Origin of the sequence: Roseovarius sp. A-2 (assembly GCF_002072155.1) — a bacterium.
Taxonomy (GTDB): Bacteria; Pseudomonadota; Alphaproteobacteria; order Rhodobacterales; family Rhodobacteraceae; genus Roseovarius.
In genome coordinates this window covers 141,453-167,885 of the sequence record NZ_BDIY01000004.1, presented here as the reverse complement: position 1 = coordinate 167,885, position 26,433 = coordinate 141,453, and the positions used below count along the sequence as shown (strand labels likewise).

Sequence of the window (26,433 nt, the reverse complement as noted above, 5' to 3'; positions counted from 1 at the left end):
CCTCAGAACAGACTGCCTTGCCCCTTGGGCGGGTCTGTCGGCTTTGGCGCGGGCTTTGCGGTCTTGCGGGGGGCACTTGGGGCATCACATACGCCCAGAACCCCGTCGGTGAATTCGATCTCCAGCGCCTTGGCCGCCGCCGCCGCGTCGCGCGTGGTCACAAGCGCGCCATCGCCGCGCACCACCGCATAGCCGCGCCGCAGCGTCGCCTTGTAACCCAACGTCTCGCGCAGCCGGTCAAGCGCGTCGATCCGCTCGCGCAAGCCCTTGGTCTGTCGCCCTGCGGCATCCGAAAACCGCGCAGTCAAACGATCCAACTCGTGCCTCTTGTGGTCGATATCCCGCGTCAGCGCATGGATGTTGAGCCGCGCGGCGGTGCCCGCCAGACGCCGCCGATCGCCATCGACCGCGCGCCGCAACAGCGACGGGCGCAACGCACCCGCAGCATCCGACAGCGCCACGCGCCGCACCTGCACCGAACGGATCAGCGCGGCAGGCAGGCGGTCCGACCAGGTGTCGAAGCGCTGGCGCGGTGTTTCTAGCAGTGTCTCGACACGCGGCAGGGCGCGCGCCAGATCGCGCAGGCGTTGACCACGCAGGGTGATCGCCTGGCCCAGCGCATGGCTGAGTCGCGCCGCCTGAGTATCGAGCCAGGCCAGCAGGTCGAGCCGCACCGGCACGGCGAGTTCCGCCGCCGCCGTCGGCGTCGGCGCGCGCTTGTCCGAGGCGTGGTCAATCAGCGTCGTGTCGGTCTCATGCCCGACGGCCGAGATCAGCGGTATGTCACTCTCTGCGGCGGCGCGCACCACAGCCTCGTCATTGAAGCCCCAAAGGTCCTCGACCGACCCGCCCCCGCGCGCCACGATGATCAAATCCGGGCGCGGCAACGCCCCGCCGGGGGTCAGCGCATTGAAACCGCGAATCGCGCGGGCGACCTCGGGCGCGCAACGCTCGCCCTGCACGGCGACTGGCCAGATCAGCACCTTGCGCGGAAACCGTTCTCGCAGCCGGTGCAGGATGTCGCGAATGACCGCGCCCGAGGGCGAGGTGACAACCCCGATGATCTCGGGCAGGTAGGGCAGGGGCCGCTTACGCTCTGCCGCAAAGAGCCCCTCGGCCGCCAGCGCCGCTTTGCGCTTTTCCAGCATCGCCATCAGCGCGCCCATGCCCGCCGGTTTGATATCCTCGATCACGATCTGATAGCGCGACTGGCCGGGGAAGGTGGTCAGCCGCCCGGTGGCTACGACCTCCATCCCTTCCTCGGGCTCGACCGAGAGGCGCGCCGCCACCCCCTTCCAGATCACCCCCGACAGAACCGCGCGATCATCCTTGAGGTCAAGATAGATATGCCCCGAGCGCGGCCGCGAAATCCGCCCCAGCTCGCCGCGCACGCGGACATGACTGAATTCGCCCTCGATCACCCGCTTGATCGCGCCCGAGAGGTCCGAGACCGAGAATTCGGGGGCGTTCTCGCCGGGATCGGGATCGTCGATTAGATCGGACATGCTGCTGCCTTGTGTCTGCCTGCGCGCCACCCTAGAACGCATGCCAAGCGAGGCCAAGCCGGAGTTATGCGCCATGAATATCCTGATCCTCGGCGGCGGTGGCCGTGAACACGCCCTTGCCTGGGCCGTGTTGCAGAACCCTAAATGCGACCGGCTGATCGTGGCCCCTGGCAATGCCGGGATCGCCGAGATTGCGGATTGCGCGACGCTCGATATCCTCGATGGTGGTGCCGTGGCCGGGTTTTGCGAGGCCGAGGCGATTGATTTCGTGATCATCGGCCCCGAGGCCCCGCTTGCGGCAGGGGTCGCCGACCGGCTGCGCGAGGCGGGTCTGCTGGTTTTTGGGCCGGGGGCCGAGGCCGCGCGACTGGAGGCCTCGAAGAGTTTCACCAAGACAATCTGCGACATGGCGGGGGCGCCCACCGCCGCCTATGGCCATTTCACCGACCACGCGGCGGCGCGTGATTACGTGCAGGCGCAGGGCGCGCCGATCGTGGTCAAGGCTGACGGGCTGGCGGCGGGCAAGGGGGTGATCGTGGCCGAGACCGAGGCGCAGGCACTGGCCGCGCTCGACGACATGTTCGGCGGTGAATTCGGCGCCGCCGGGGCCGAGGTGGTGATCGAGGAATTCATGACCGGCGAGGAAGCGTCGTTCTTCGTCCTTTGCGACGGCGAAACCGCCCTGCCCATCGGCACCGCGCAGGATCACAAGCGCGCAGGCGAGGGCGACACCGGCCCCAATACCGGCGGCATGGGGGCCTATTCGCCCGCGCCGGTGATGACCGAGGCGGTCACACAAAAGGCGCTGGACCGGATCGTGCGCCCGGTTCTGGCGGAAATGATGCGGCGCGGCACGCCCTATCGGGGGGTGCTTTTCGTCGGGCTGATGATCGAGAACGAACAGCCCCGGCTGGTCGAGTTCAACGTCCGCTTCGGCGATCCGGAGACCCAAGTGCTGATGATGCGCTTGGGCGGTCAGGCGCTCGACCTGATGCAGGCGGCAGCCGAGGGACGGCTGGCGGATTGCGCGGTCAACTGGGCCGAGGATCACGCGCTGACGGTGGTGATGGCGGCCAAGGGGTACCCGGGCGACTATGACAAGGGAAGTGTCATCAACGGGCTGGAGGACGCCCCCGAGGACAGCTTTCACCAGGTGTTTCACGCCGGCACGGCACGCCGCGACGGGCGGTATGTGGCCAGCGGCGGGCGCGTTCTGGCGGCGACGGCGCGCGGGACCAGCCTGCGCGAGGCGGCGGACCGGGCTTATGCCCTCGTCGACCGGATCGACTGGCCGGACGGGTTCTGCCGCCGCGATATCGGCTGGCGCGCGCTATGAACGGCGCGCACTCTTAGCTCAACCGGCAGAGCGGCGCACCCTTGAGAAGCGAGGTGACGAAACGCCCCTCGGCGGTATCGCGGATCGCGTAGCCATAGCCGCGCAGCCGGTGCTTCCATTCGCGCTCGGACACGGCGAGGTGACGCTCACGCAGGACAAGATCGTGGATTTCGCGGTTGGGTTCACACTGGTTCAGGTTCATTGTTTCCATCCCTGTTACGGTTTTCCGATATTCAAGGGATAGTTAACGGTTGTGGCGTCAATCGTGCCGAATTGTGGCGCGGTCGGGGAAATGTCGCGACGGCTCAGCCGCTGGCGGCATCGACCCCCGCGAGTTGCGCCGTATGTGCCTGACGGGCCTTCGCGGCCGCGATCAGCGCGCGGAAAATGCCCATTTGCCGATGCGCGTAGAACAGATGCTCCGGGTGCCACTGCACGCCCAGGGCAAACGGCTCCTCGACCCGCTCGATGGCCTGGATCATGCCACCCTGATCGCGCGCCGCCACGCGCAATCCTTCACCCAGCCGGTCCACCGCCTGGGTGTGCAGCGCGTTGACCTTCATCGGGCGCAAACCCGCCAGACGCGCCAGCCGGGTGCCCGGCTCGATATGCACCGTCTTGCGCGGCAGCACCGTGCGGATATGGTCGCTGGCCGCGTAGGTCGAATAGGCGTCCTGATGCAGCGTCCCGCCCAATGCGATATTGAGCATCTGGCTGCCCCGGCAGATGCCCAGCACGGGCTTGGATTTCACGAAGGCCCCCAGCAACACGCCCCGCTCCAGCGCATCGCGCGCCGGATCGAGCCGGGCCGAGGTGACGATCCGCCCACCGTATAGATCGGGCGATATATCGTCGCCGCCGCCGATGATAATGCCGTCCACACTGTCGATATCCGCCCTGCGCCCGGCTTGCCAGCGCCGCGCGCAGCCCCCCGAGAGCCAGACATTGAGCGCAATCAGCGGATAGATGCGCCAGCCCGAGCGGCGCGAGACGGTGACCCCGATCACGGGGCGGTTGGATCGGGTCATGTCCCGGCCAGCCCCGCCGTTTGCAAAATACGCCCCGCCCGCAGGGCCCAGCTTTGCCGGGAAATCGTCAGCAGGCCATGATCGTCCTCCCAGGCCCGCGCCAACCGGTCGAGCAGCGCCGCATCGGCGGCCACCCGTTCGACCGTGCGCCAACGCCGCCATTCCCACGCGATCGACCATCCCGCCTCGTCGATCCGGCAATCGGGCAGGCGAAAATGAAACGTGGGACGCGCTGATGTCTTGTCGGCAATCGCCGCCGCAATGCGGTCCGGTTCGAAATGCGCAAAAACCGGCAGCATGTCGAGGCCACGATTACGGCTCGGCGTATGCTCCAGATAGAGGCCCGTCACATGGTCGCGCGTGGCCCCCGGCCCGGCCCCGATCAGGGCGCGCACGAAATCGGTGGGGTAGGGATCTGTGAAGGGCAGCAGGCGGCGCGACTCGTCAATCGGGTCATCGGTGCGCAGCCAGTCCTCGATCAGCGCATAGGCCAGAAGCGGGCGCACGATATCGGCGTCCTCGTCACTTGCGATCTCGATATTGAGATGCAGACCAAAGCCAAAAAACCAGCCCGCGCGACTGCCCAACGCCCCGGCCTCGCGCAACACCTCGCGCAGCGCATCAAGCCGCGCCAGCCCGTCCATGTCGAGCGGTTCGCTCACGATCTCGACCGGCACCACCTCGCGCCCTAGATCCAGCGCCAGATCGCGCAGCTTGCTCTTCTGCGCGTTGCGCAGAAAGATATCGAGATAGACTTCAAGCCGCCCGATGCGACTGTCCTCGATATGCCAGATATGGCTATCGACCTGCTTGGGCGTCCCGCCCACAGCCTCGGCACAGAGCCGCGCCACCTCGGCCTCGGGCAGCCCACCAAGCTCGATTTCCACGCCCACGAGGCGCGGATCACCTTTGGAGTTGAGCGGCTGCGGCAGGGGCGCGAACTCCGCCACGGATCAGAGCCCCGCCTCGGCCTCGATATCGCGGCGTGGCTTGCGGGCGCGTTCGGTCGCCGATTTCAACTGTCCACAGGCGGCCATGATATCCTCGCCACGTGGGGTGCGGATGGGGCTCGCATAGCCCGCCTTGTAGATGATGTCGGCAAAGCGCTCGATCCGCTCCCAATCGCTGCGCTGATGCGGCGCGCCGGGCCATTCGTTGAACGGAATAAGGTTGATCTTGGCCGGAATACCCTTGATCAGTTGCACCAGACGGCGGGCATCGGCATCGCTGTCGTTCACGTCCTTGAGCATGACATATTCAAACGTGATGCGCTCGGAATTGCTGAGGCGCGGATACTCGCGCAGGGCGCCCAGCAGCGTCTCGATGTTCCATTTCTTGTTGATCGGCACCAGCCGGTCGCGCACCTCGTCGGTGGTGGCGTGAAAGCTGACAGCGAGCAGACAGCCGATCTCTTCCGCCGTCTTGGCGATCTCCGGCACAACGCCGCTTGTCGACAGTGTGATCCGGCGGCGCGACAATGAAATGCCCTCGCCATCCATCGCAATTTTCATCGCGTCGCGCACATTGTCAAAATTATAGAGCGGCTCGCCCATGCCCATCAGCACGATATTGCTGATCAGGCGCGGCCGCTCGCCCGCGCCCTCGCCGGGGCGCGGCCATTCGTCAAGATCATCCCGCGCCAGCATCACTTGACCGATGATCTCTCCGGCGGTCAGATTGCGCACCAGCTTTTGCGTGCCGGTATGGCAGAACGAACAGGTCAGGGTGCAGCCCACCTGAGACGAGATGCACAGCGTGCCACGATCCGTCTCGGGAATATAAACCACCTCAACCTCATGCCCGCCCGCGATCCGCACAAGATATTTGCGCGTGCCATCGGCGCTGACCTGTTTGCTCACCACCTCGGGAATCTCGATCACGAACGTCTCGGCCAGATCGGCGCGATAGGTCTTGGCAAGATTGGTCATCGCGTCAAAGTCGCGCACGCCCCATCCATAAATCCATTGCCAGATCTGGTTCACCCGCATCTTGGCCTGTTTCTCCGGCGTGCCGTGCTCGATCAGCACCTCGCGCAGCCGGTCCCGGGTCAGCCCGACCAGATTGATCGGCCCGTCGGGCAGCTTGCGGGGGATGGTCATCACGTCCTGCGTGATCGGGGCGGTCTGTGTCATGGCTCTTTCGCGCGTCTGAGGGAATGTCCCGTCATATAGGGGTTCGGCAGTGATTCCAAAACCTCTTTGCGCCGGGGCGCGGGGGATGAGCCATTTTGGTCACCCCCTTGGGAGCGTCGGGGAGGATCGGTCGCTGACGCCCCGGCGTGCAAGCACGCCTTGTTCCGCGTGGGTGGGGCAATGCCCGCACAGAATCGTCACGACCCATTTTGCATCGCCCAAATCAAAGCCGACCTTGAACAGCTATACCGTGTGCGGCGCAATGGGCGCGCAGATTTGCGGTCGAAGCAATCGCTTGACGCAGATTGTCGCCTCAATAGGCTTGGACCCTGAAAGGTGAATTGGATGACACCCCTCATAAGGACGGCAACCGCGTCGGATGCGGCAGGCGCAATCTGCACACTCCATCGTTCGATCACTGAACTCTGTGTCGCTGATCATGAAAACGATGCAGAGAAAATCGAAGCCTGGTTGGGAAACAAGACCGTCGGCGCATGGGAAAGGTGGGTCGCAAGAGACGATGCGGTTCTGTTGGTGGCGCTGCGAGAGAAGACCGTTGTCGGCATTGGCATGGCTGCGCTACGGGGCGAAATCCTGTTGAACTATGTCCACCCTGACGCGCGATTCTCTGGCGTCAGCAAAGCTGTCTTGGCCGCGATGGAGCGGGATTTGCGGTCTTGCAAGGTCCCCCGCTGCGAACTCGAAAGCACGATGACGGCCCGGTGTTTCTATGAAAGCTGTGGGTACACGCAAGGAAAAGATAACGCTGCGATCCTGTCGAAATCCCTGTAGGGGACAGGACCAGCAAGGTCTCAAAGGCCCCTGCACTCTCCACCGGCGCAATACCGACGGAATACCGACGCGATACAGCCCCTCATCCGGGCCGCCATACCCCGAGCCCTGCGACGCGGCATTCCGCTCTACATCGTCTCCAGGCAATGTCGCCGGAACGCGCGTTTCAAGAGATCGAGCTCCTCGCGCAGGAGCGCCATTTCGGCGCGGATATCATAGGTCAGTACATCCCCTGCCAGCAGCGCGAAGCTGTCCAGAACCGCGCCGCTCATCCGGTCGCGGATGACGAAAGTCTGCACCCCGTCGGCGAGTTTCTCGGGCGGCACCGGCACGCGCACCACCCAATCGCCAGTCTCGGCGCGGGCGATCACCTCGACGCCTGCAATCGGTTCCTGCTGGTGGGTCACCTCGATTTCGGGGGCGGCACCGCCGCCGCTCTCGCCGCTCAGCACCCCCTCCCAAACGCCCTCGAAAAGCCGGGTCTTGGTCAGTGTCAGATCGCTCATGATCGGTCCTTTCCTAGAGATCCGCACGCGGGCGGCGGCTGAAGGTGACGTCGCGCAGCACGACCTGGCTCATCTGCGGGTTCTCGAAGATCAGGTCGATCCAGGCCCGTTCCACCCGCTTTTCGCTCAGCGTGGAATAGGCAAGGTCGAACTCGACCATGATCTCTTCCTCGTTGAGCGGCAGTTCGCGCACGATCTGCTGGGTGTTGGGCCCGTGTTTGATATTGAGCCGTGCAAAGATTTCGAGCGGCTTTTCCAGCTCGACGATGGTGTCCATGCGAATGAGGTGCCGCCGGGTCAGTCCGTCGATGGCCTGCTGCGGGAAATCGAGCACCAGCGACAGGAACGAGCCGTCGAAGGCGAAGACATCCATACGCAGCCCATACGGCGCAAGATCGGCCTCGCGGCTGTTGCGCAGCTGGCGCAGCGACAGTTCTGAATGGGCGCAGTCGTGAAACAGCGTCACCTCGCGCCCGAGCATGGATTTCGACTGCACCGAGGCCATGCCGGGCGTCGGCAGCGGTTCGCGCCAGATCTCGGGGCGCCAGGCCCAATCGGTGCCATGCGGGCGCGGAAAGGCGTTAGAGCCGATCATCGGCAGCGCCAGGCGATTGTCGGCGACCGAGATCACCTCGTTGAGGGAATACATCAGCTTGCGTGCCTGCGCCCGTGCCCGGCGCAGGGCACTGATGTTCATCATCGGGGCGTTGCGCGCGGCCTGCCGCCATTTGCGCATACTGCGCCGGTGCATCGCGACATCGAGAATCTTCATGCAGACCGCACCTTTGCCAAGCTTTTCAGGCGAGAAGGCCCCGTTTTATGTAATGACTGTCTTTGCATAGCATTAATTCGAAACAGGAAACAATCCGCCGAATAGAGTGCCGCGCCCAGCGGGGTGGATGGCCGTCTGACTGGCGGTTCCCGGTGCCGGGCTTGCGTCGCGCATCGCCTCGGCCAAGTCGCGCAGCAGGACGCGGCCCCCGGTGCCTGCCACCGTTCCGCCCTCGGGCCCGTAGGCGGCCAGCCCGACAAGGTGGCCGTTGATCACCATGCTGGCGCGCCAGTGGGACGGGTCGCCGCCGGGCAGAACCTTGTCCCCGCCCCGCGCCACATGCACGAGCGCGAGGCCATCGCCGTCCTCGGCACCGCGCACCGCCTCGGGGCCGAGCGCCTCGGCCATGGCTGCGGCCGAGGGCTGTTCGGCACCGCCCGCGCGCGGCAAGACCGCGACGGTCATCACCGCAGGCTCCACCGCGATGCCAGCCTGTGCCGTCAGGCTCTCGCAACTGGCAAGGAGCGCGAACCGCCCGCCGGGGCTGCGCTTGACGCTGCCGCGGTCGATGCAATAGCCGCGCGGGCCGGTCACCGTGACGTCGCCATCGTAAAACGCCACGGCGCTCAACGCGTCGCCCGGCCCGGACTCGCCCGTCACTTCGAGACAGGCCACCAGCGGCAGGAAGGCGAGCAGAAGACCGGCCCGCGCCGCGACCCGGTGCCGGGCCGATGCCATTTCAGAGGTCCATATACACATGCCGCTCGGAGGTCGCGCCGGGATGGGTCACGGCCCCTTTGTAGGTCTCGCCCACCAATTGCGCATATTTCCAGAGCGCACCCGAGGCATAGATCGTCTCGCGCGGGCCGGGCCATGCCTCTTTGCGCTTGGTCAGTTCCTCGTCCGAGAGGTCCACCGACAACTCGCCCTTGATGGCGTCGATGGTGATCATGTCGCCGGTCGCGATCAGCGCAATCGGCCCGCCATGCGCCGCCTCGGGGCCGACATGGCCGACGCAGAACCCGCGCGTCGCACCCGAGAACCGGCCATCGGTGATCAGCGCCACCTTCTTGCCCATACCCTGTCCCGAAAGCGCCGCCGTGGTCGACAGCATCTCGCGCATGCCGGGCCCGCCTGCTGGCCCCTCGTTGCGGATGACGATCACCTCGCCTTCCTCGTATTCGCGGTTCTGCACGGCGGCAAAGGCATCCTCTTCGCAGTCAAAGACGCGCGCGGGCCCGGTGAACACCTGATGTTCAGGGGCGATGCCCGCCACCTTGACGATGGCACCGGTGGGGGCGAGATTGCCCTTGAGGCCGACCACGCCGCCGGTCTTGGTGATCGGGGCGTCGATGGGATAGATCACGCGGCCATCAGCCTCGCGCTCGATCAGGTCGAGTTCTTCCCCGATAGAGCGCCCGGTCGCGGTCATGCAATCCTCGTGGATGAGGCCTGCCTTGCGCAGCTCTTTCATCACCACCGGGATGCCGCCCGCATCGTAAAGGTCCTTGGCGACGAATTGCCCGCCCGGTTTGAGATCGACGAAATAGGGCGTGTCACGGAAGATGTCGCAGACATCCTCAAGGAAAAAGTCGATCCCTGCCTCATGGGCAATCGCAGGCAGGTGCAGCCCCGCATTGGTCGACCCGCCAGTGCATGCCACGACGCGCGCGGCGTTCTGCAAGCTCTTGAGCGTCACCACGTCGCGGGCACGGATGTTTTTCTCCAGCAGGTCCATCACCGCGCGGCCCGACGCCTCGGCATATTGATCGCGGCTCTCGTAAGGGGCGGGCATGCCCGACGAATTCATCAGCGCGAGGCCGATCGCCTCGGACACACAGGCCATGGTATTGGCGGTGAACTGTCCGCCACAGGCACCAGCCGAGGGGCAGGCCACGCGCTCCAGCGCGTCGAGCGCCTTGTCTGACATCTGCTTGTTCTGGTGCCAGCCGACGGCCTCAAACATGTCTTGCACCGTCAGGTCGCGGGTGCGGAAATCCTCGGGGATCTCGTCGATCTGCGGTGCCTTGCCCGGCAGGATCGAGCCACCGTAGATGAACACCGACGGCACGTTGAGCCGCACCATTGCCATCATCATCCCCGGCAAACTCTTGTCACAGCCCGCAAGCCCGACAAGCGCGTCATAGCAATGGCCGCGCATGGTCAGTTCAACCGTATCGGCGATTGCCTCGCGGCTCGCCAATGAGCTGCGCATGCCCTCATGCCCCATGGCGATGCCATCGGTGACGGTGATGGTGGTGAACTCGCGCGGGGTGCCATGCGCCTCCTTGACGCCGCCCTTGACCGCCTGCGCCTGACGGCTGAGGGCGATGTTGCAAGGGGCGGCCTCGTTCCAGCAGGTTGCCACACCGACCAGGGGCTGATGAATTTCCGCGTCGGTCATGCCCATCGCGTAGTAGTACGAGCGATGCGGCGCGCGCTCTGGGCCTTCGGTCACATGGCGGCTGGGCAGTCTGGATTTGTCGAACTTGGTCATGAGGGGCCTCCCGGAATTAGCTGGCATTCGGTCTAGGCCAGAGCTGCGGGCGGGGCAAGCCGGATTGCAACGCGTGGCTGCCCGGGATAGCGTCGCGCCCATGCGATACCACGCCCATGAACGGCTTGTTGCCCCCGCCCGCGCCTCTGCCGCCCTGCCGCGCCTTGTCGGCGGTTTCGTCCTGCTGGTGCCGCTCTTTCTGGGCCTGAGTTTCGGTTATGCGGCCCTGCTGCCGGTGATCTTCGGCCCCGAGACATGGGCGCAGATCCAGCCGGGGATCGCCGCGGCCACCACCCCGGCAGGGGTGCTGATCAACCTGCTGGCCTTCGCCCTGCTGATCGTGGCGCTGGCGGTGATCCTGCTAATCGTGCACCGGCGCGGCCTTGCTTCGCTGATCGGGCCGCTGCCGCTGGCGCTGCGGCAATTCGGGCGGGCGCTGGCGGCGATGCTGCTGCTTTACGGGGCCGTGATGCTGATCCCGATGCCCGAGGGCGTCGCACCCGAGCCAAATCTCAAACCGGGCATCTGGATGCTCTTTCTGCTGCCCGCGCTATTCGCCCTCTTCTGTCAGGTCTTCGCCGAGGAACTGATCTTTCGCGGCTACCTGCAAAGCCAGCTTGCCGCGCGCTTCGCCTCGCCGCTGGTCTGGCTGGTGTTGCCCTCGGTCGGCTTTGCCCTCCTGCATTTCAACGCGATGAGCTATGGCGGCACGGCCTGGCTCGTCGTGCTCTGGGCCGGGGCTTTCGGCCTCGTTGCGGCCGATCTGACGGCCCGCTTCGGCACGCTCGGTCCCGCCACCGCGCTCCATCTCATCAACAATTTCAGCGCCATCCTGATCGCCGCACCCGAGGGGCAGTTCGACGGGATGGCGCTCTATGTCTATCCGTTCGGGATGGATGACACGGCGATGATCACGGCGATGATGCCGGTCGACCTGCTCATCCTCATCTGCGGCTGGCTCGCCATCCGTGTCGCCCTGCACGGCTGATTGCATTTCCCGTGCGCCCCGCTTATGTGGTGGCGCAACGTCAAGGCAGGGGCCCGCCCGATGAACTGGATCACCAATTACGTGCGACCGCGGATCAATTCGATCTTCTCGCGCCGCGAAATTCCGGAGAACCTCTGGTCCAAATGCGACGAGTGCGGGACCATGCTGTTTCACCGCGAACTCTCGGGTAATCTCAACGTCTGCACCAATTGCGGCCACCATATGGGAATCACGCCGCGCGCGCGCTTTGCCGCGCTCTTCGATGGCGGCCTATTCACCGAGGTCGAGGTGCCGCTGCCGACCCCCGATCCGCTGCATTTCCGCGATCAGAAGAAATATCCCGACCGGCTGCGCGCAGCACAGAGGGAAACCGGCGAAAAAGAAGCGATGCTGGTCGCCACTGGCGAGATGGGGCGCACGCCGATTGTCGCGGCGGCGCAGGATTTCAGTTTCATGGCCGGTTCCATGGGCATGTATGTCGGCAACGCCATCATCGCCGCCGCCCAGGAGGCGGTAAAGCTCGAGCGCCCGCTGATCCTGTTTTCCGCCGCAGGCGGCGCACGTATGCAGGAGGGGATTCTCAGCCTGATGCAGATGCCGCGCACCACCGTCGCGGTGCAGATGCTGCGCGAGGCCGGGCTGCCCTATATCGTGGTGCTGACCCACCCCACCACAGGCGGCGTCACCGCATCTTATGCGATGCTGGGCGATGTGCAGATTGCGGAACCGGGCGCGCTGATCTGCTTTGCGGGGCCGCGCGTGATCGAACAGACCATCCGCGAGAAGCTGCCCGAGGGCTTTCAGCGTGCCGAATACCTGCTGGAGCACGGCATGCTCGACCGGGTGACACCGCGCGCGAAGATGCGCGACGAACTCATTACCATCACCCGCATGTTGATGGGCCTGCCCCCCGCCGTGAGGGGCGACCTGCCCGCGCCCGCAGCGCCCGAACCGGTCGTGCCCGAGACCGCGGCCAAGGACGAGTCCAAGGAATGAGCGCGCCGACATCCGACCTCATCCTTGAAAGGATGATGGCGCTGCATCCCAAGATCATCGACCTCACGCTCGATCGGGTCTGGCGCCTGCTTGACGCCCTGGGCAATCCGCAGAACGACTTGCCCCCGGTGATCCATATCGCGGGAACCAACGGCAAGGGCTCGACCCTCGCGATGATCCGCGCCGGGCTCGAGGCGGCTGGCAAGACTTGCCACGCCTATACCTCGCCGCATCTGGCGCGGTTTCACGAGCGTATCCGGCTGGCAGGCGCGCTGATTTCCGAAGATCACCTGACCGCCATTCTCGATGAATGCTATGCCGCCAATGGCAATGAGGCGATCACGTATTTCGAGATCACCACCTGTGCCGCGATACTCGGCATGGCGCGGGCCGGGGCGGATTACACGCTGCTAGAGGTCGGGCTTGGCGGGCGGCTCGATGCTACCAACGTGGTGGACCGGCCCGCGCTGACGGTGATTACCCCCGTCTCGATCGACCATGAGCAATATCTCGGCAACACGCTCGCCAGGATCGCGGGCGAGAAAGCCGGGATCCTCAAGCGCGGTGTCCCCTGCGTGGTCGGCCCGCAGCAGGATGACGCGACGGCGGTGATCGAGGCGCGCGCCACGGCCCTTGGCGCGCCGCTTCTGGCCCACGGCCAGCACTGGCACGCCTTCGAGGAGCGCGGGCGGCTGATCTATCAGGACGAGACCGGGCTGTGCGATCTGCCGCTGCCGAACCTGCCCGGCGCGCATCAGATCGAGAATGCGGGAGCCGCTCTCGCTGCGTTACGCCACCTCGGGACGGGTGATGCAGGGTATGAGGCGGCAGTGACGCGCGCGCATTGGCCCGCGCGGATGCAACGGCTTGTGCGTGGACCGTTGGTCGAGGCCGCGCCAGAGGCGGAAATCTGGCTCGATGGCGGGCATAATGCCGCCGCCGGTCAGGCGCTCGGGCGGCATCTGGCGGGCTTGCCCAAGCGTCCGACGCATCTCATCTGCGGCATGCTCAACACCAAGGATATCGGCGGCTATCTCGGGCCTTTGGCGGCGCAGGCCGACCAGCTGATCGCGCTCTCCATTCCCGGCGAGGCGAACACCCTGCCCGCCGAGGCCACGGCAGAGGCGGCGCAAGCCGTGGGGTTGCGCGCCAAAACCGCCGAAAGCGCGCTAGAGGCCGTTCAGTGCATCGCGGCTAGCGCTCCGCAGGCGCGCATCCTGATTTGCGGCTCGCTCTATCTGGCAGGTGGCATCCTGCGCGAGAACGGCTGAGCGGGGCAGGGGGTTTGGTCTCGATCTGCCGTTGAAGTCTAGAACCGATGCGCGGAATCAAGGTGCCGCAGGCACCGCCGCGCAGCGCCCGGCCGCCCCCTCGGGCGGGCGCTTTTGCAATGTTTCAAGCCATTGAAAACGCGGGAGTGGCTGGCTGGCATAAAGTGCGGTCCACAGAGGTTGCCGCGCCCACCCGGCGGTCGGGCGCTGCGCGGCTTATCTAGTTAACACCAAAGGTCCGCGCTCCAGTCCATTTGCAGCACAAACTCCCTCAGATCGACTGATCGTAGTCGCCAACGTCCGGTTCGGTGCGGATCACGGCGTCGATATCGGCAAAGATCGCCCGCATCTCGGCCTCGCTGTCGCTGCTTTCGCAGACCACTACCAGGTTCGGTGTGTTCGACGACGCCCGCACCAGACCCCACGACCCGTTGTCGAGGATGACGCGCGCGCCGTTCACCGTCACCACCTCCTTGATCGCACGTCCTGCCACCAGATCACCCGCCTCGTGCTTGGCGACCAGCCGTTCCACGATCCGGTCGAGCACTGCGTATTTCTCGGTATCCGCGCACCAGGGTGACATGGTGGGCGTAGAGTAAGTCACCGGCAGGGCGCGGCGCAGGTCCGACATCGACATTTCGGGGTTGCGGTCCATCAGCTTGCAGATTTCCACCGCCACGCGCATGCCGCAGTCATAGCCGCGTCCCACCGGATCGGCGAGGAAGTAGTGCCCCGATTTCTCGAATCCGGCGAGCGCGCCCAACTCCTTGACCCGGCGTTTCATGTGGCTGTGCCCGGTCTTCCAGTAATCCGCCGTCACGCCATTCTTGATCAATTCGGGGTCGGACGCGAAAAGCCCGGTGGATTTCACATCCGCGACAAAGGTTGAATCAGGGTAAATCTTGGAAAGATCCCGCGCCATGATGACGCCCACCTTGTCGGCGAAAATCTCTTCGCCCTCGTCATCGACCACGCCGCAGCGGTCACCGTCCCCATCAAATCCAAGCGCGAAGTCGGCCCCCGTGGCGCGCACCGTGTCGGCCATGTCATGCAGCATTTCCATGGCTTCGGGGTTGGGGTTGTAATGCGGGAAGGTGTAGTCGAGGGTGTTATGCGAGGGGATCACCTCGACGCCGATGCGCTCGAACAGCTCGGGTGCGAAGGCCGAGGCCGTGCCGTTACCGGTGGCGCAGACCACGCGCAGCTTGCGGGTCATCTTGAAGTCGGCGGCGAGGTCGTCGAGATAGGCCTCGCGCACGCCGGGGACGAATTCATAGGTGCCGCCCTGATGCGTCCGACCACGCCCCTCCAGCACGATACCCTTGAGCTCGGCCATCTCGTCGGGGCCATGGGTCAGGGGCCGCTCGAATCCCATCTTGACCCCGGTCCAGCCATTCGGGTTATGCGAGGCGGTGACCATCGCCACGGCGGGCACGTCCAGGTGGAACTGTGCGAAATAGGCCATCGGCGACAGGCAGGGGCCGATATCCTTGACAGCCATGCCCGCCTGCATCAGCCCGAGGATGAGCGCATTCTTGATGCTGAGCGAATAGTCGCGATAATCGTTCCCGACCGCGATCACCGGCTCGATCCCGCGCGCGCGGATCTGCGTGCCAAGCCCTAGGCCGAGCGCGGTGATGCCGGGCAGGTTGATCTCATCGGGATATTTCCAGCGCGCGTCATATTCGCGAAAGCCGGTGGGCGCGATCATCGCGTCGCGCAGGAATTCCCAGGTGTTGGGGGTAACGGTCGGCAGTGGTTTGGTCATGAAATACTCGTGTTTCTTGGGTCAGAGGGTAATCGGATTTGCCTTGGCCAGACGGTCGAACGCCATCAGCGTGTCGATCAGCGCAGGCATTTGCGCCAACGGGATCATGTTGGGGCCGTCCGAGGGCGCGCTGTCGGGATCCTCGTGGGTTTCGATGAACACGCAGGCCACGCCGAGGCTGACGGCGGCGCGCGCCATCACCGGCGCAAACTCGCGCTGCCCGCCCGACGAACCGCCTCGACCGCCCGGCTGCTGCACCGAATGGGTGGCGTCCATCACCACCGGATAGCCGGTGGCGGCCATCTGCGGCAGGCTGCGCATATCCGCGACCAGTGTGTTGTAGCCGAATGAAGTGCCGCGCTCGGTCAGCATTATGCGGGAATTGCCCGTGCTCTCGATCTTGGAGATGACATTGGGCATGTCCCAGGGGGCGAGAAACTGGCCCTTTTTCACATTGATCACAGCCCCGGTTTCACCGGCGGCAATCAGCAGATCTGTCTGCCGGCACAGGAAGGCGGGGATTTGTAGCACATCGGCCACCTCGGCCACCGTCGCGCATTGCTCGGGCAGGTGCACATCCGTCAGAACCGGCAGGTTGAGCGTGTCTTTGACCGATTGCAGCACCTTGAGCCCCGCGTCGAGGCCAAGCCCGCGCTGTCCACCGAGCGAGGTGCGGTTGGCCTTGTCGAAACTACCTTTGAAGATGAGCCCCGCCCCGGCGGCGCGGCAGGCCTGCTGAAGCTGGCCCGCAATCATCTGCGCATGATCGGCGGATTCGAGCTGGCAGGGCCCGGCGATCAGGGTCAGGGCCTGATCGTTTCCGATGCAAAGCCCGTTCAGGTCGATGTGTGTCATATCAGGACGATACCTGTTCGCGCAGAATGGACGCCGTGAGCGAGATCATCAGGTAGATACCAGAAAAGATCAGGAAGGCCAGCACGGTGTTCTCGAACACCCGCGGATAGGTGGAATCCTGCGAGGGCAGGGGGCGGACACTGACGGTCAGGTAACGCACCTGCTTGTTGGCCTCGACTTCGGACTGGCGCTTGGCTTCGAGCGCCGATTGCAGCACCAGGTCGGCGGTTGCGAGATCGGCCTGCGCCATCTGGATCGCGGCCGTCTTGGAGGCCAGCGAGCTTTCGCCTTCGGTCGCCTCGGTGAGCCGCGCCTTCTGTCGATCCAATTCGCTGCGTAGAATCCGAATTTCGGTCTCGAGAGCCTCGACCCGCGCGCGGTTGGGCCGGGCATTGTTCATCTGGATGCTGAGATCGAGCTCTTTTTCCTGGAGTTGCAATTCCACCGTTGTGATCAGGCTGCGGATGCCCGCGATCTCGCCTTCGGGATCGAGAATGCTGCCCTCCTGTAGCGTAACAAGCCGCTCCTGCGCCTCGCGGCGTTCGGCCTTGGCTTGATCCAAGCTCTCGATTGCGGTCTTGACCGCATCCTGTCGCTTTTCCTGGCTGAGCTCGTCGACACGTTCCTCGGCATAGGCGATGAGGCGTTCGGAGAATTGCGCGCTGATGGCCGGATCGGCGGTCGAGACCTCCATTCGGATGACGCCTTCGGTCGGGTCGTAGCCGAGTTTCACGTATTTGCGATAGAGGCTGTAGGCTGCCTCGTTCGAGGCATCGGGATCGAGCCGCTGCAGCGGGTCGATATGCGGCTGGCTGAAATGCGCGCGAAAGCCGACATCGGCATCGAGGCGCAGCATCGCATCCTTGGATTCGAGATATTCCTGCGTGGCGATGGCGTCCTGCCCGGTGGCGAACTGGCTGGGCAAAAGTCCACCGAGTCCGCCGCCGCCCCCGCCACTGCCGCCATCGGCCGACAGGATCAGAAAGGCGGATTTGGTGGCGTACATCGGCGTGGCGATGGACATGTAGTAATAGCCCACGACAATCGTCGGCAGGATCACGAACGCCATCAGCCGGGAAAACAAAAGCGCCAGCTTGCGCCGACGGCGCCGCCCGATATCGCGCTGGATGTCCTGGATTTCCATGGCGCGGCGGTCGGCCGGGCTCATGTCGGTGGCGGGCAGGTTGCCATGGTGGCCCGCCGGAACGGTCTGCGGCAGTTGCACACGGGTATTGGCCTGCGCGTCCTGGGTCCGTTCCGCCCCGCCGTCGGTCTTGTTGGCCACAAGCTCGAGGATGTTGGCGCGCTGGAACGGATCGATGCCACGGGCCCGCAGCAGCCGGACGGCGTCGAAGTCCGATGTTGGGGCCAGCCCGTGCTTTTGCGCCATGCGCCGTGCCATGCGCAGTTGGCGCCCGGTCAGCCCCTCGCGGCGGATCTCGTCGATGTTCTGGGCCGTGCCGGTTTCTCTGGCCGATGACACCTCGCCGCTATGGGCAGTTTGCGACTCGGGTTCGGGCGCGAGATTCGGTGCCTCCTCGTATTGGCGCGCGGCATTGCCGTCCTGCGCCGCCACGGCGGGGCCGGGCGCGCTGCGCCGGATGCGGAACTTCCTAACCTTGGGTTTCGTAGTCATAAAGCTCTCTTGCCTCTTCCAAGGTGTCGAACATGTAGAGCTTGCCGCCCATCAGGACAGCAGCGGAGCGCGCGAATTTCTCGAGCACCTTGGGGTCATGCGACACGATAACGATGGTGGTGGTACTCAGCCGTTCGCGCAGGATGTCGCCGGCCTTGCGGTTGAACTCCACATCGGTGGAGCCGGGCATGCCCTCGTCAATGAGATACATGTCGAAATCCAGCGCCAGCATCAAGGCAAAGCTGAACCGCGCCCGCATGCCCGAAGAATAGGTGCCGATGGGCTGGTCGAAATATTCGCCGAGCCCGCACAGCCAGCGGCAGAAGGACTCGATGTAATCGGGGTCGAGCCCGTAAAGGCGGGCGATGTAGCGCGCGTTTTCCAGCGCCGACAGGCGGCTGATGACGCCGCCCATGAACCCCAGCGGAAAGGAGATACGACAGCCCCTGCGTATCGTGCCCTCGTCGGGTTTTTCCAGCCCGGCCATCATGTTTATGACGGTAGTCTTGCCGGTGCCGTTCGGCGCGAGGATTCCGAGGCTGTTCCCTAGCTCCACGCGGAACGAGACACGGTCGAGAATTACCTTGTGCTGGGTGCCCGTCCAGAAGGATTTGCTGACATTCTCGAATTCGAGCATCAAATGCCCCCGGTTGAACTGCCCTCCCGCTGTATCGGGAAACTTTTAAGGTCGACTTAGCCTGATTGCGTCATTATTGCCGATCTGCGGACAATGTGCCATTGGAACAAGGCAATATTATGCGGCCAGTGATCGGAATCGTGGCAATTTCCTGATCCTTCTCCGGCCAATGCTTGTCGAAAACAACCTGCGGAGGGTGATCTGGCCGCTGGGCGCAGCAGGGGCTGGCCGACAGGGGGCAGGGCTTGCGGGCGCTGCTGCTGGATCATCAGCGATAGGCGCGTGCTTCCTCACCGAGCCGCGTCTGCGGAAAAGACTCGACATAACCGGAATGTTAGTTATATTTATCTCATGAGTATAACAAGCCCCAATGCCCGCGCGCTGGCAGCCCTTGGCCATGACGCCCGCCTGTCGATTTTTCGCCTGCTGGTCAAGGCGGGGCATGACGGGCTGCGGGTCGGCGATATCGGTGCGCATCTGGGGCTCGCGCCCTCGACGCTGGCGCATCACCTTTCGACGCTGGTCGAGGCCGGGCTGGTGGTGCAAATCAAGGAGGGGCGCGAGGTGTTCAACAGCGTGGATTACGCGGCGATGCAGCGGGTGCTGGGGTTTCTGACCTCGGAATGCTGTGCCGGTGTCACCCTGCAGACCAAGGGCGATGCGGCGTGAGATTTTTAGGTCCTTAAATAACCAAAATTCCGGAGATATAGACATGACAGACACGAGCCTTTCCCCGACCGGCCCCGCCGCATGGCTCCGCACGCTCTGGCGGACTCACCGGGTGTGGCTGGCCTCGGCGCTGATCCTCATGGTGCTCGCAGTGCTCGACCCCGTGCAGGCGCGCGATAGCCTTGGCTTTACAGCGCAATCGCTGCTGAATACCGCACCCTTCCTGATCTTGTCGATCGGTGTGGCGGCTTGGGCCACGGCAACCGGGGCCGATAACCTGATTGCGCGCGCCTTTACCGGCGCGCCGGTTGTGATGATCGGGTTGGCGGCATTGGCCGGGGGGCTGTCGCCGTTCTGCTCCTGCGGGGTGATCCCGCTGATTGCGGCGCTTCTGGCGATGGGGGTGCCGCTCTCGGCGGTGATGGCGTTCTGGCTGGCCTCGCCGGTAATGGACCCGTCGATGTTCGTGTTGACCACCGGTGTTCTGGGGCTGGAATTTGCGCTCGCCAAAACGCTGGCGGCGGTGGGGCTTGGCGTCCTTGGCGGCACGGTGGTGCATGTCATGTCCCGCGCCGGTGGGCTGAGCGATCCGCTGCGCGAGGGGATCGGCAATGGCGGCTGCGGCGGGGCCAAGTTGCGCGCGCCCAAACCGGTGGTCTGGCGGTTCTGGCAAGAGCCCGAGCGGCGCGCGAAATTCGGACGCGAGGCGCTGAACGTGACGCTGTTTCTCGCCAAATGGTTGACGCTGGCCTTTCTGCTCGAAAGCCTGATGCTGGCCTTTGTTCCGGCGGAAACCGTCACGTCGGTGCTGGGCGGCAGCGGGCTTGGACCGATCGCGCTTGGCACACTGGTCGGGGTGCCCGCCTATCTTAACGGCTATGCCGCGCTGCCGCTGGTGGGCGGGCTGATCGCGCAGGGCATGGCGCCGGGTGCCGGGTTGGCCTTTCTGGTGGCCGGTGGCGTGACCTCGCTGCCCGCCGCCATCGCGGTCTGGGCGCTCGTGAAACCGCGGGTCTTCGTACTTTATATCGCATTGTCGCTGAGCGGGGCGTTTGCCGCCGGGCTTCTGTTTCACCTGTGGAGCATCGCATGACCGCTGCCGGGTATGGGGGCGCGGCCCCCGTCACCGCTCGCGGCGACTCCACCGAAATTTTTTTACACGTCTGATGGTAAGGGTTTGTTCATCCTGACAACCTGGGCTGCGGTACAGGCGGGGACGCCGATGACCGCCAACTGCGATGGCGCGCCGCTTCCATGACCCGGGCGCGGCGCGTTCGCTGACTGGATGGCATCGTCGGATTTGCCTAATAATTGGGCAGTCGTCGCATTTAACGCCACCCAAAGACGCGAACACGCCCTTTCATGTGCATTTTCTGTTCAAAAATGGCCCCGTTGCGGTGTGAGAATATCGGGGTAAGCTGATCTTCCTTAAACGTGGGACGATGGATGACCGAGTGTTTTGACGAAATGTGGGGCTCTACGGGCGGTTTGCGTGCGCCTTATCGCGGTTTTCACGACTGGTTCGCCGAGGAAGACCCAAAGCGTTTGCGCGCCAAGCAGCGTGAGGCCGAGGAAATCTTCCGCCTCACCGGCATCACCTTCAACGTTTATGGCCGCGCCGAGGCCGAGGAACGGCTGATCCCGTTCGACATCGTGCCGCGCATCATGTCGGGGGCCGAGTGGCACCGCCTGTCGCGCGGCATCGAGCAGCGGGTGCGCGCGATCAACGCCTTCCTGCACGACATCTACCACACCCAGGAAATCGTGAAGGCGGGGCGCATCCCGCAAGAGATGATCGCGCGCAACGACGCCTTTCTGCCGCATATGATCGGGGTCGCGCCGCCGGGCGGGATCTATACCCATATCGTCGGCATCGACCTTGTCTGCACAGGCGAGGGCGAATTCTACGTGCTTGAGGATAATGCGCGTACCCCCTCGGGGGTCAGTTACATGCTGGAAAACCGCGAGACGATGCTGCAGATGTTCCCGGAACTTTTCTCGCGCAACCGGGTGCAGCCGGTGCAGAATTACCCGGCCAACCTGCGCCGCTCGCTCGCGGCCTGCGCGCCACCTGCGGCGGGGATTGATCCGGTGGTCGCGGTGTTGACGCCGGGGATCTTCAATTCCGCCTATTTCGAGCATGCCTTTCTGGCCGATCAGATGGGTGTGGAACTGGTCGAGGGGCATGATTTGCGGGTGGTGGACGGGCGCGTGGCGATGCGCACCACCTGTGGTTACAAGGCCATTGACGTGCTTTATCGCCGCGTCGATGACGAGTTTATAGACCCGCTCAACTTCAACCCCGAAAGCCAGCTTGGAGTGCCTGGCATCATGGATGTCTACCGCACCGGCGGTATCACGATTGCCAATGCACCGGGTACCGGCATCGCCGACGACAAGGCGATTTATTCCTACATGCCCGAGATCGTCGAGTTCTATACCGGCGAGCGGCCGCTGTTGCAGAACGTGCCGACATGGCGCTGCTCGGACCCAGACTCGCTGGCCTATGTGCTCGAGAATTTGACCGATCTGGTGGTGAAGGAGGTGCATGGGTCGGGCGGTTACGGCATGCTGGTGGGGCCGACCGCCAGCAAGACCGACCTCGCCGCCTTCCGCCGCAAGCTCAAGGCGCGGCCCGGTAATTACATCGCCCAGCCCACCCTCAGCCTGTCGACCGTGCCGATCTTTTCGCGCATGGGGCTGACGCCCCGGCATGTCGATCTGCGGCCCTATGTTCTGGTAAGCCCAGAGGGCATCCGGATTACCCCGGGGGGGCTGACGCGGGTGGCGCTGAAGAAGGGATCGCTCGTGGTCAACTCCTCTCAGGGGGGCGGCACCAAGGACACATGGGTGCTGGAGGACTGAGGCGATGCTGGGCAAGACCGCGAATGGGATCTTCTGGATGTATCGCCTGCTGGAGCGGGCTGAGAACACCGCACGCCTGATCGAGACCGGCCAGCGCATCGCGCTGACCCGGCTGAATGAGCCTGACGCGGAGTGGCGGCCGGTGCTGCAATCGGCCTCGGTGCTGGATGCCTATCTGGCGGCCAACGAAACGGTGACCAAGGATGCTGCCGTGGACTGGCTCTTGCGCTCGCGCGAAAACCCGTCCTCGGTGCTGTGCTGCATCGAGCAGGCGCGCCAGAATGCGCGCATGGTGCGCACCGCGCTGACCGGCGATGTCTGGGAGGCGATCAACGCCGCCTACATGCATGCGCGCGAGACGCTGGCGCGCAAGGTCGGGGAACGCGACCTGCCCAATGTCCTGCGCGCGCTGCGGCAGCAGGCGGCGCTGGTGCGGGGGATGACCCACGGCACAATGATGCGCAACGAGATCTACGATTTCGCGAGGCTTGGCACCTTTATAGAGCGGGCCGACAACACCGCGCGTATTCTGGACGTGAAGTACTACGTGCTGCTGCCATCAACCGTCGCCGTGGGCAGTTCCATCGATAATGTGCAATGGGAGAGCATCCTGCGCTCGTTGTCGGCCAAGGGCGGGTTCCGGATGGAATACGGCTCCAAGCTGGCTCCGCGCGAGATCACGCATTTTCTGGTGCTGGACAAGCGGATGCCGCGTAGCCTTGCGTTCTGCACGGCCAAGATCCGCGACAACCTGAGTTATCTCAATCGCGGCAATCGCGAGCCGGGGCCATCGTTGCGGCTGGTATCGCAGATCGAACAGCAGTATCTTTCGCATGATCTGGACCAGATTTTCGAGTTTGGTCTGCACGAGATGATCACCGAGCTTCTGGGCGCATTCTCCGGCCTCGCCAGGCAGATCGAGTTGGATTATCGCTTTTATGAGTGATTCATGCGCCTGACCATTCACCACGTGACCAGCTATCGCTTTGCCGAACCGGTGCGGTTCGGCCTGCAACAGGTGCGCAAGACGCCCAAGACCACGCCGCATCAGAGCGTGATCAGCTGGCGCACCGCAATCACCGGCGGCAAGAAGGAACTGAGTTTCGAGGACCACCATCACAACACCACCGAACTGATCAGCCTTGATCGGGACACGCAGATCCTCGACGTGCTGAGCGAGGGCGAGATCGAGGTGAGCGATACCCACGGTATCGTCGGGGCGCATCGCGGCCCGGCGCCGCTGTGGCTTTATTGTCGTGCCACGCCGCGCACCGAGGCCCGCGAGCAGGTGCGCGGCCTTACCGGCCGTCTGGCACCGGGCAACGATCTTGACCGGCTGCACGCGCTCTGCGGGCTGATCCGCGAGGCGGTGGCCTATGAGACCGGTGCATCGGAACCCACATGGAGCGCCGAGGACGCCCTGAACGACGGGCGCGGCGTGTGTCAGGATCACGCCCATATCTTCATTGCCTGCGCGCGGCATCTCGATCTGCCCGCACGCTACGTGTCGGGCTATCTGATGATGGACGACACCACGGACCAGACCGCGATGCATGCCTGGGCCGAGGCCTATCTGGACGGGATCGGCTGGGTCGGGTTCGATGTCTCGAACGGGATTTCGCCGGATGCGCGCTATGTGCGCGTCGCCACGGGGCTGGACTATTCCGACGCGTCCCCGATAACTGGCATGCGGATCGGCGGGCTGTCGGAGACGCTCGGCGTGCAGATCAAGGTTGTTCAGCAGTGAAGGCACGAGATGACCTATTGCGTGGGTATGGCCCTGAAAGAGGGCCTGATGTTCATGTCCGACACCCGCACCAATGCGGGCGTGGACAATATCTCGACTTATCGGAAGATGATGATCTGGGAGGTGCCGGGGCGGCTTTGCCTGACGCTTTTGTCCTCGGGCAACCTTGCCACCACGCAGGCGGTGATCAGTCAGCTTGAAGAACGCGGCAAGGCGCATGACGAACGCAATCCCGATCTGTTGTCGGTGCCGTCGATGTTTCAAGCCGCGCGGATCATCGCACAGACACTGCACGAGGTGGTGGCGGTGCATGAAACCGGCGGGATGAAGGCCGACTCGGCATTTCACGCCACGCTGATCCTTGGCGGGCAGATCGCGGGCGGGCCGCCGCGCCTGTTCCTGATCTACCCCGAGGGCAATTTCATCGAGACCACCGAGGATTCGCCGTTCTTCCAGATCGGCGAGACCAAGTACGGCAAGCCCATTCTGGTGCGGGCCTATGATAAGGATCTGAGTTTCGAACAGGCGATGCGACTGTTGCTGGTGAGTTTTGATTCGACGATCAAGGCCAATCTCGGGGTGGCACCACCGTTTGATTATCATTTCTACGCCGCTGACAGCCTGAGCCGGGGGCGAACGGGGCGCATCCAGGGGGATGATCCCTATTTTCACCATATCTCCGAAGCCTGGGGCGCGGCGTTGAAAGACGCGCTGAACAGCCTGCCGGAGTTTACAGAGCCGAACGGATAGACGAAACAGAACGGAGGATGCCAGCCATATCGCCGACACCCTCCGTCACCCCACGTGCTCCCTACGCACCACACGTGTTACTGTCTGAAGGTCCCGGCCATCCTGGCCTCGACCTCTTGACCATACACAAAAAGCGCGGCCCCTCCTAACCAAGAGTGCCGCGCATTCGCTTCAAATTGTCATGGGCCGACTGACACAGGCATCACGTCTCATCCGGCTTGACCGGATGATCCCGGGTCAGGCGGCCTTTTTAGGGACCTGCGCCACCGTGCCTTCGATCAGCGCACGGTGTAGCGCGGTGATCCCGGCCTCCATGTCCGCCGCCGACAGCACGAATTGCACATCCACGCCACGCGGCGTCTGATGCGCGGCGATTACCTCGATGCCCGCCTCTTCCAGCGCCGAGAGGCCCCGGCTGAGTACCTTGAGCCCGCTCAGATCGCGGCCGATGGGCGACACGAGCGACAGGGTGCGTGCCGAAACCGTGGCCGATGTGAACTGCTCTTCCAGATCGCGGGCCACGCGGCGCACGACCTTGAGCGAAGCGTGCACATAGTGGGTGATCGTGTTGGCGTTCGATGTCTTGGAGACAATCCAGACATTGTGCCGTTTGAGCGCCTCGAGAATGGCCGCGTCATAGCCCTTGACGCCGACCATATCCTGTTCGAACAACTCCAATGCCACGACCTTGAGGCCGGTCACGATCTCTACATTGGCCTCCTTGGCGGGCTGATCGTCGATCAGCGTGCCAGGGTCGCCCGGATCGAAGGCGTTCGTCACCCGCAGCGACACCTCGGCCTGGCGCAGGGTCTTGGCCGCCTTGGGGTGGATCGCCTCCATTCCGAGATTCGAAAGCTGATCGGCGACGTCGTAATTGGTGTGGCCCAGCTTGCGCACGGCCTCTTCGCCGACGAGTTTCGGATCAGCCGAAGATAGGTGGAATTCCTTGTGGATGATCGCCTCGGTCGCGCTCGTGTAGGCGGCGATGCGGGCGAAGGTCACCTCGGAATAGCCACGGTCGAATTCGCGCATCAGCCCTTCGGTGCATTGTGCATAACCGGTGATGATCGGCATCTCGGTGGCGAGGTCCACGTCGCCCAAACCCTGTGCGATACGCTCCGAGAGGGTGTGCTCGGTCTCATCGCGCCAGCCGCTGAGGTCGATGAAGCGTGCGTTTACACCTGCGCGCTGCAACAGCAGCGTGGTGACAAAGGCGGAATGCGCCTCGCCCAGGCCCGACAGCAATTCGCGGATGACCAGCATGTGATCGCTGAGCCGGAAATGCCCGTAGGAACACAGCCGCTGCAGATCGAAGAGGCACGAGCGCGCGCCCTCAATCCGCTCACGCACGAATTCATCCGCCATGCTGCGGTCGCCGGGATGTTCGAGGATTTCGCCATGTGCGGCGCGCATCGCGGTGCCCACCTCGGTCAGCGCGTCGAGCCAACCGTGATCATCATCGGCATTGGCAAAGAGGGCATAGACCCCCGGCGTGCCGGATTTTTTGTGCTCCAGGAGCTTGTTGGTGATCCCGCCAAAGGCCGAGACCACGAAGGCGCGGTGATAGAGTCGCTGGCCCTCGCGGCCGCCGATGAAGAGCGTGTCGAGCAATTCGTTCACGCGGCTCATGGATGTGCCGCCGATCTTTTCGACGGTATGGGTTGGAAATGTCATATCCCTCTT

Annotated in this window: 25 protein-coding genes; 11 read left to right on the top strand and 14 right to left on the bottom strand. The window is 64.2% G+C overall.

The genetic code is table 11. The features are described from left to right. Positions 1-2: 2 nt before the first annotated feature. Positions 3-1,505 (bottom strand): exodeoxyribonuclease VII large subunit, encoded by a 1,503-nt coding sequence (xseA, locus tag BHD06_RS08050; RefSeq protein ID WP_080456540.1) that lies wholly within the window; start codon positions 1,503-1,505, stop codon positions 3-5. 73 nt (positions 1,506-1,578) lie between these two features. Here xseA and purD point away from each other — a divergent pair, with 73 nt between their 5' ends. Then, a complete protein-coding gene (gene purD, locus BHD06_RS08045) occupies positions 1,579-2,841 on the top strand; it encodes a phosphoribosylamine--glycine ligase (RefSeq protein WP_080456473.1) in 1,263 nt (420 codons plus the stop codon). Positions 2,842-2,854: 13 nt separating this feature from the next. On the opposite strand, the gene BHD06_RS08040 is transcribed toward purD, so the two are convergent. The 4 genes from BHD06_RS08040 to rlmN form a co-directional block, all read right to left on the bottom strand. Next, positions 2,855-3,043, bottom strand: a complete 189-nt coding sequence (locus BHD06_RS08040; protein ID WP_080456472.1) for a hypothetical protein — start codon at positions 3,041-3,043, stop codon at positions 2,855-2,857. 103 nt (positions 3,044-3,146) lie between these two features. Continuing rightward, positions 3,147-3,869 carry a gamma-glutamyl-gamma-aminobutyrate hydrolase family protein gene (locus tag BHD06_RS08035; protein WP_080456471.1) on the bottom strand — a complete coding sequence of 241 codons (723 nt, stop codon included), beginning with the start codon at positions 3,867-3,869 and terminating at the stop codon, positions 3,147-3,149. Next, complete coding sequence (locus BHD06_RS08030; RefSeq protein WP_080456470.1) at positions 3,866-4,819, bottom strand: amidoligase family protein; 954 nt, start codon at positions 4,817-4,819, stop codon at positions 3,866-3,868. Before BHD06_RS08030 ends, BHD06_RS08035 begins: the two co-directional genes overlap by 4 nt. A gap of 3 nt (positions 4,820-4,822) precedes the next feature. Further along, positions 4,823-6,001, bottom strand: a complete 1,179-nt coding sequence (gene rlmN / locus BHD06_RS08025; RefSeq protein WP_080456469.1) for a 23S rRNA (adenine(2503)-C(2))-methyltransferase RlmN — start codon at positions 5,999-6,001, stop codon at positions 4,823-4,825. 345 nt (positions 6,002-6,346) lie between these two features. Here rlmN and BHD06_RS08020 point away from each other — a divergent pair, with 345 nt between their 5' ends. Next, positions 6,347-6,793: a GNAT family N-acetyltransferase gene (locus BHD06_RS08020; RefSeq protein ID WP_080456468.1), complete on the top strand. Its 447-nt coding sequence runs from the start codon at positions 6,347-6,349 to the stop codon at positions 6,791-6,793. A gap of 128 nt (positions 6,794-6,921) precedes the next feature. On the opposite strand, the gene BHD06_RS08015 is transcribed toward BHD06_RS08020, so the two are convergent. The 4 genes from BHD06_RS08015 to ilvD all read right to left on the bottom strand — a co-directional run bounded on the left by BHD06_RS08015 (position 6,922) and on the right by ilvD (position 10,568). Continuing rightward, entirely contained in the window at positions 6,922-7,299 is a 378-nt protein-coding gene (locus tag BHD06_RS08015; protein WP_080456467.1) for a hypothetical protein, read from the bottom strand. 13 nt (positions 7,300-7,312) lie between these two features. Then, a complete protein-coding gene (locus BHD06_RS08010) occupies positions 7,313-8,071 on the bottom strand; it encodes a DUF6478 family protein (RefSeq protein WP_080456466.1) in 759 nt (252 codons plus the stop codon). Positions 8,072-8,143: 72 nt separating this feature from the next. After that, complete coding sequence (locus tag BHD06_RS08005) at positions 8,144-8,809, bottom strand: hypothetical protein (protein WP_080456465.1); 666 nt, start codon at positions 8,807-8,809, stop codon at positions 8,144-8,146. A gap of 1 nt (position 8,810) precedes the next feature. Beyond that, a complete protein-coding gene (ilvD, locus tag BHD06_RS08000) occupies positions 8,811-10,568 on the bottom strand; it encodes a dihydroxy-acid dehydratase (protein WP_080456464.1) in 1,758 nt (585 codons plus the stop codon). A gap of 100 nt (positions 10,569-10,668) precedes the next feature. Between ilvD and BHD06_RS07995 the strand changes: the two genes are divergently transcribed. Genes BHD06_RS07995 through BHD06_RS07985 form a run of 3 tightly spaced genes read left to right on the top strand, consistent with a single transcriptional unit; the run spans position 10,669 to position 13,823 of the window. Continuing rightward, the gene (locus BHD06_RS07995) at positions 10,669-11,556 is read left to right on the top strand and encodes a CPBP family intramembrane glutamic endopeptidase (protein ID WP_080456463.1); all 888 of its coding nucleotides are present in this window, start codon (positions 10,669-10,671) and stop codon (positions 11,554-11,556) included. Between the two features lie 60 nt (positions 11,557-11,616). After that, a complete protein-coding gene (gene accD, locus BHD06_RS07990; RefSeq protein ID WP_080456539.1) occupies positions 11,617-12,552 on the top strand; it encodes an acetyl-CoA carboxylase, carboxyltransferase subunit beta in 936 nt (311 codons plus the stop codon). Further along, positions 12,549-13,823, top strand: a complete 1,275-nt coding sequence (locus BHD06_RS07985) for a folylpolyglutamate synthase/dihydrofolate synthase family protein (RefSeq protein WP_080456462.1) — start codon at positions 12,549-12,551, stop codon at positions 13,821-13,823. The genes accD and BHD06_RS07985 overlap by 4 nt, the downstream gene beginning before the upstream one ends. 271 nt (positions 13,824-14,094) lie before the next feature. Here the strand turns inward: BHD06_RS07985 and BHD06_RS07980 are convergent, their stop codons facing one another. The 4 genes from BHD06_RS07980 to BHD06_RS07965 are packed head-to-tail and all read right to left on the bottom strand — an operon-like array spanning position 14,095 to position 18,719. Next, positions 14,095-15,591 (bottom strand): phosphomannomutase/phosphoglucomutase, encoded by a 1,497-nt coding sequence (locus BHD06_RS07980; RefSeq protein WP_080456461.1) that lies wholly within the window; start codon positions 15,589-15,591, stop codon positions 14,095-14,097. A 21-nt stretch (positions 15,592-15,612) separates the two neighbouring features. Then, positions 15,613-16,446: a 3-deoxy-8-phosphooctulonate synthase gene (kdsA, locus tag BHD06_RS07975; RefSeq protein WP_080456460.1), complete on the bottom strand. Its 834-nt coding sequence runs from the start codon at positions 16,444-16,446 to the stop codon at positions 15,613-15,615. Position 16,447: 1 nt separating this feature from the next. Continuing rightward, positions 16,448-18,082, bottom strand: a complete 1,635-nt coding sequence (locus tag BHD06_RS07970; RefSeq protein WP_080456459.1) for a capsule biosynthesis protein — start codon at positions 18,080-18,082, stop codon at positions 16,448-16,450. Next, complete coding sequence (locus tag BHD06_RS07965; RefSeq protein ID WP_080456458.1) at positions 18,060-18,719, bottom strand: ABC transporter ATP-binding protein; 660 nt, start codon at positions 18,717-18,719, stop codon at positions 18,060-18,062. The genes BHD06_RS07970 and BHD06_RS07965 overlap by 23 nt, the downstream gene beginning before the upstream one ends. 351 nt (positions 18,720-19,070) lie before the next feature. Here BHD06_RS07965 and BHD06_RS07960 point away from each other — a divergent pair, with 351 nt between their 5' ends. The 6 genes from BHD06_RS07960 (at position 19,071) to BHD06_RS07935 (ending at position 24,750) form a co-directional block, all read left to right on the top strand. Next, on the top strand, positions 19,071-19,388 hold the full coding sequence (locus tag BHD06_RS07960) for a helix-turn-helix transcriptional regulator (RefSeq protein WP_080456457.1): 318 nt from the start codon (positions 19,071-19,073) through the stop codon (positions 19,386-19,388). A gap of 43 nt (positions 19,389-19,431) precedes the next feature. Then, positions 19,432-20,481, top strand: a complete 1,050-nt coding sequence (locus BHD06_RS07955; protein ID WP_176214311.1) for a permease — start codon at positions 19,432-19,434, stop codon at positions 20,479-20,481. A gap of 353 nt (positions 20,482-20,834) precedes the next feature. Further along, positions 20,835-22,253, top strand: a complete 1,419-nt coding sequence (locus BHD06_RS07950; RefSeq protein WP_080456456.1) for a circularly permuted type 2 ATP-grasp protein — start codon at positions 20,835-20,837, stop codon at positions 22,251-22,253. A gap of 4 nt (positions 22,254-22,257) precedes the next feature. After that, positions 22,258-23,199, top strand: coding sequence for an alpha-E domain-containing protein (locus BHD06_RS07945; RefSeq protein WP_080456455.1), 942 nt, complete (start codon positions 22,258-22,260; stop codon positions 23,197-23,199). A 3-nt stretch (positions 23,200-23,202) separates the two neighbouring features. Continuing rightward, complete coding sequence (locus tag BHD06_RS07940) at positions 23,203-24,000, top strand: transglutaminase family protein (protein ID WP_080456454.1); 798 nt, start codon at positions 23,203-23,205, stop codon at positions 23,998-24,000. A 9-nt stretch (positions 24,001-24,009) separates the two neighbouring features. After that, complete coding sequence (locus BHD06_RS07935; RefSeq protein ID WP_080456453.1) at positions 24,010-24,750, top strand: peptidase; 741 nt, start codon at positions 24,010-24,012, stop codon at positions 24,748-24,750. Positions 24,751-24,987: 237 nt separating this feature from the next. Here the strand turns inward: BHD06_RS07935 and BHD06_RS07930 are convergent, their stop codons facing one another. Next, entirely contained in the window at positions 24,988-26,424 is a 1,437-nt protein-coding gene (locus BHD06_RS07930; protein ID WP_080456452.1) for an aspartate kinase, read from the bottom strand. Positions 26,425-26,433: the final 9 nt, after the last annotated feature.

Coding starts and splice junctions, on each gene's coding strand:
- BHD06_RS07940 (WP_080456454.1), top strand. CDS start 23,203: ATGCGCCTGACCATTCACCACGTGACCAGCTATCGCTTTGCCGAACCG.
- purD (WP_080456473.1), top strand. CDS start 1,579: ATGAATATCCTGATCCTCGGCGGCGGTGGCCGTGAACACGCCCTTGCC.
- BHD06_RS07970 (WP_080456459.1), bottom strand. CDS start 18,082: ATGACTACGAAACCCAAGGTTAGGAAGTTCCGCATCCGGCGCAGCGCG.
- BHD06_RS07955 (WP_176214311.1), top strand. CDS start 19,432: ATGACAGACACGAGCCTTTCCCCGACCGGCCCCGCCGCATGGCTCCGC.
- BHD06_RS07965 (WP_080456458.1), bottom strand. CDS start 18,719: ATGCTCGAATTCGAGAATGTCAGCAAATCCTTCTGGACGGGCACCCAG.
- BHD06_RS07985 (WP_080456462.1), top strand. CDS start 12,549: ATGAGCGCGCCGACATCCGACCTCATCCTTGAAAGGATGATGGCGCTG.
- kdsA (WP_080456460.1), bottom strand. CDS start 16,446: ATGACACACATCGACCTGAACGGGCTTTGCATCGGAAACGATCAGGCC.
- BHD06_RS08035 (WP_080456471.1), bottom strand. CDS start 3,869: ATGACCCGATCCAACCGCCCCGTGATCGGGGTCACCGTCTCGCGCCGC.
- BHD06_RS07960 (WP_080456457.1), top strand. CDS start 19,071: ATGAGTATAACAAGCCCCAATGCCCGCGCGCTGGCAGCCCTTGGCCAT.
- BHD06_RS08020 (WP_080456468.1), top strand. CDS start 6,347: ATGACACCCCTCATAAGGACGGCAACCGCGTCGGATGCGGCAGGCGCA.
- BHD06_RS08005 (WP_080456465.1), bottom strand. CDS start 8,809: ATGGCATCGGCCCGGCACCGGGTCGCGGCGCGGGCCGGTCTTCTGCTC.
- BHD06_RS07930 (WP_080456452.1), bottom strand. CDS start 26,424: ATGACATTTCCAACCCATACCGTCGAAAAGATCGGCGGCACATCCATG.
- BHD06_RS07950 (WP_080456456.1), top strand. CDS start 20,835: ATGACCGAGTGTTTTGACGAAATGTGGGGCTCTACGGGCGGTTTGCGT.
- accD (WP_080456539.1), top strand. CDS start 11,617: ATGAACTGGATCACCAATTACGTGCGACCGCGGATCAATTCGATCTTC.
- BHD06_RS08010 (WP_080456466.1), bottom strand. CDS start 8,071: ATGAAGATTCTCGATGTCGCGATGCACCGGCGCAGTATGCGCAAATGG.
- rlmN (WP_080456469.1), bottom strand. CDS start 6,001: ATGACACAGACCGCCCCGATCACGCAGGACGTGATGACCATCCCCCGC.
- BHD06_RS08040 (WP_080456472.1), bottom strand. CDS start 3,043: ATGAACCTGAACCAGTGTGAACCCAACCGCGAAATCCACGATCTTGTC.
- xseA (WP_080456540.1), bottom strand. CDS start 1,505: ATGTCCGATCTAATCGACGATCCCGATCCCGGCGAGAACGCCCCCGAA.
- ilvD (WP_080456464.1), bottom strand. CDS start 10,568: ATGACCAAGTTCGACAAATCCAGACTGCCCAGCCGCCATGTGACCGAA.
- BHD06_RS07980 (WP_080456461.1), bottom strand. CDS start 15,591: ATGACCAAACCACTGCCGACCGTTACCCCCAACACCTGGGAATTCCTG.
- BHD06_RS07945 (WP_080456455.1), top strand. CDS start 22,258: ATGCTGGGCAAGACCGCGAATGGGATCTTCTGGATGTATCGCCTGCTG.
- BHD06_RS07995 (WP_080456463.1), top strand. CDS start 10,669: ATGCGATACCACGCCCATGAACGGCTTGTTGCCCCCGCCCGCGCCTCT.
- BHD06_RS07935 (WP_080456453.1), top strand. CDS start 24,010: ATGACCTATTGCGTGGGTATGGCCCTGAAAGAGGGCCTGATGTTCATG.
- BHD06_RS08015 (WP_080456467.1), bottom strand. CDS start 7,299: ATGAGCGATCTGACACTGACCAAGACCCGGCTTTTCGAGGGCGTTTGG.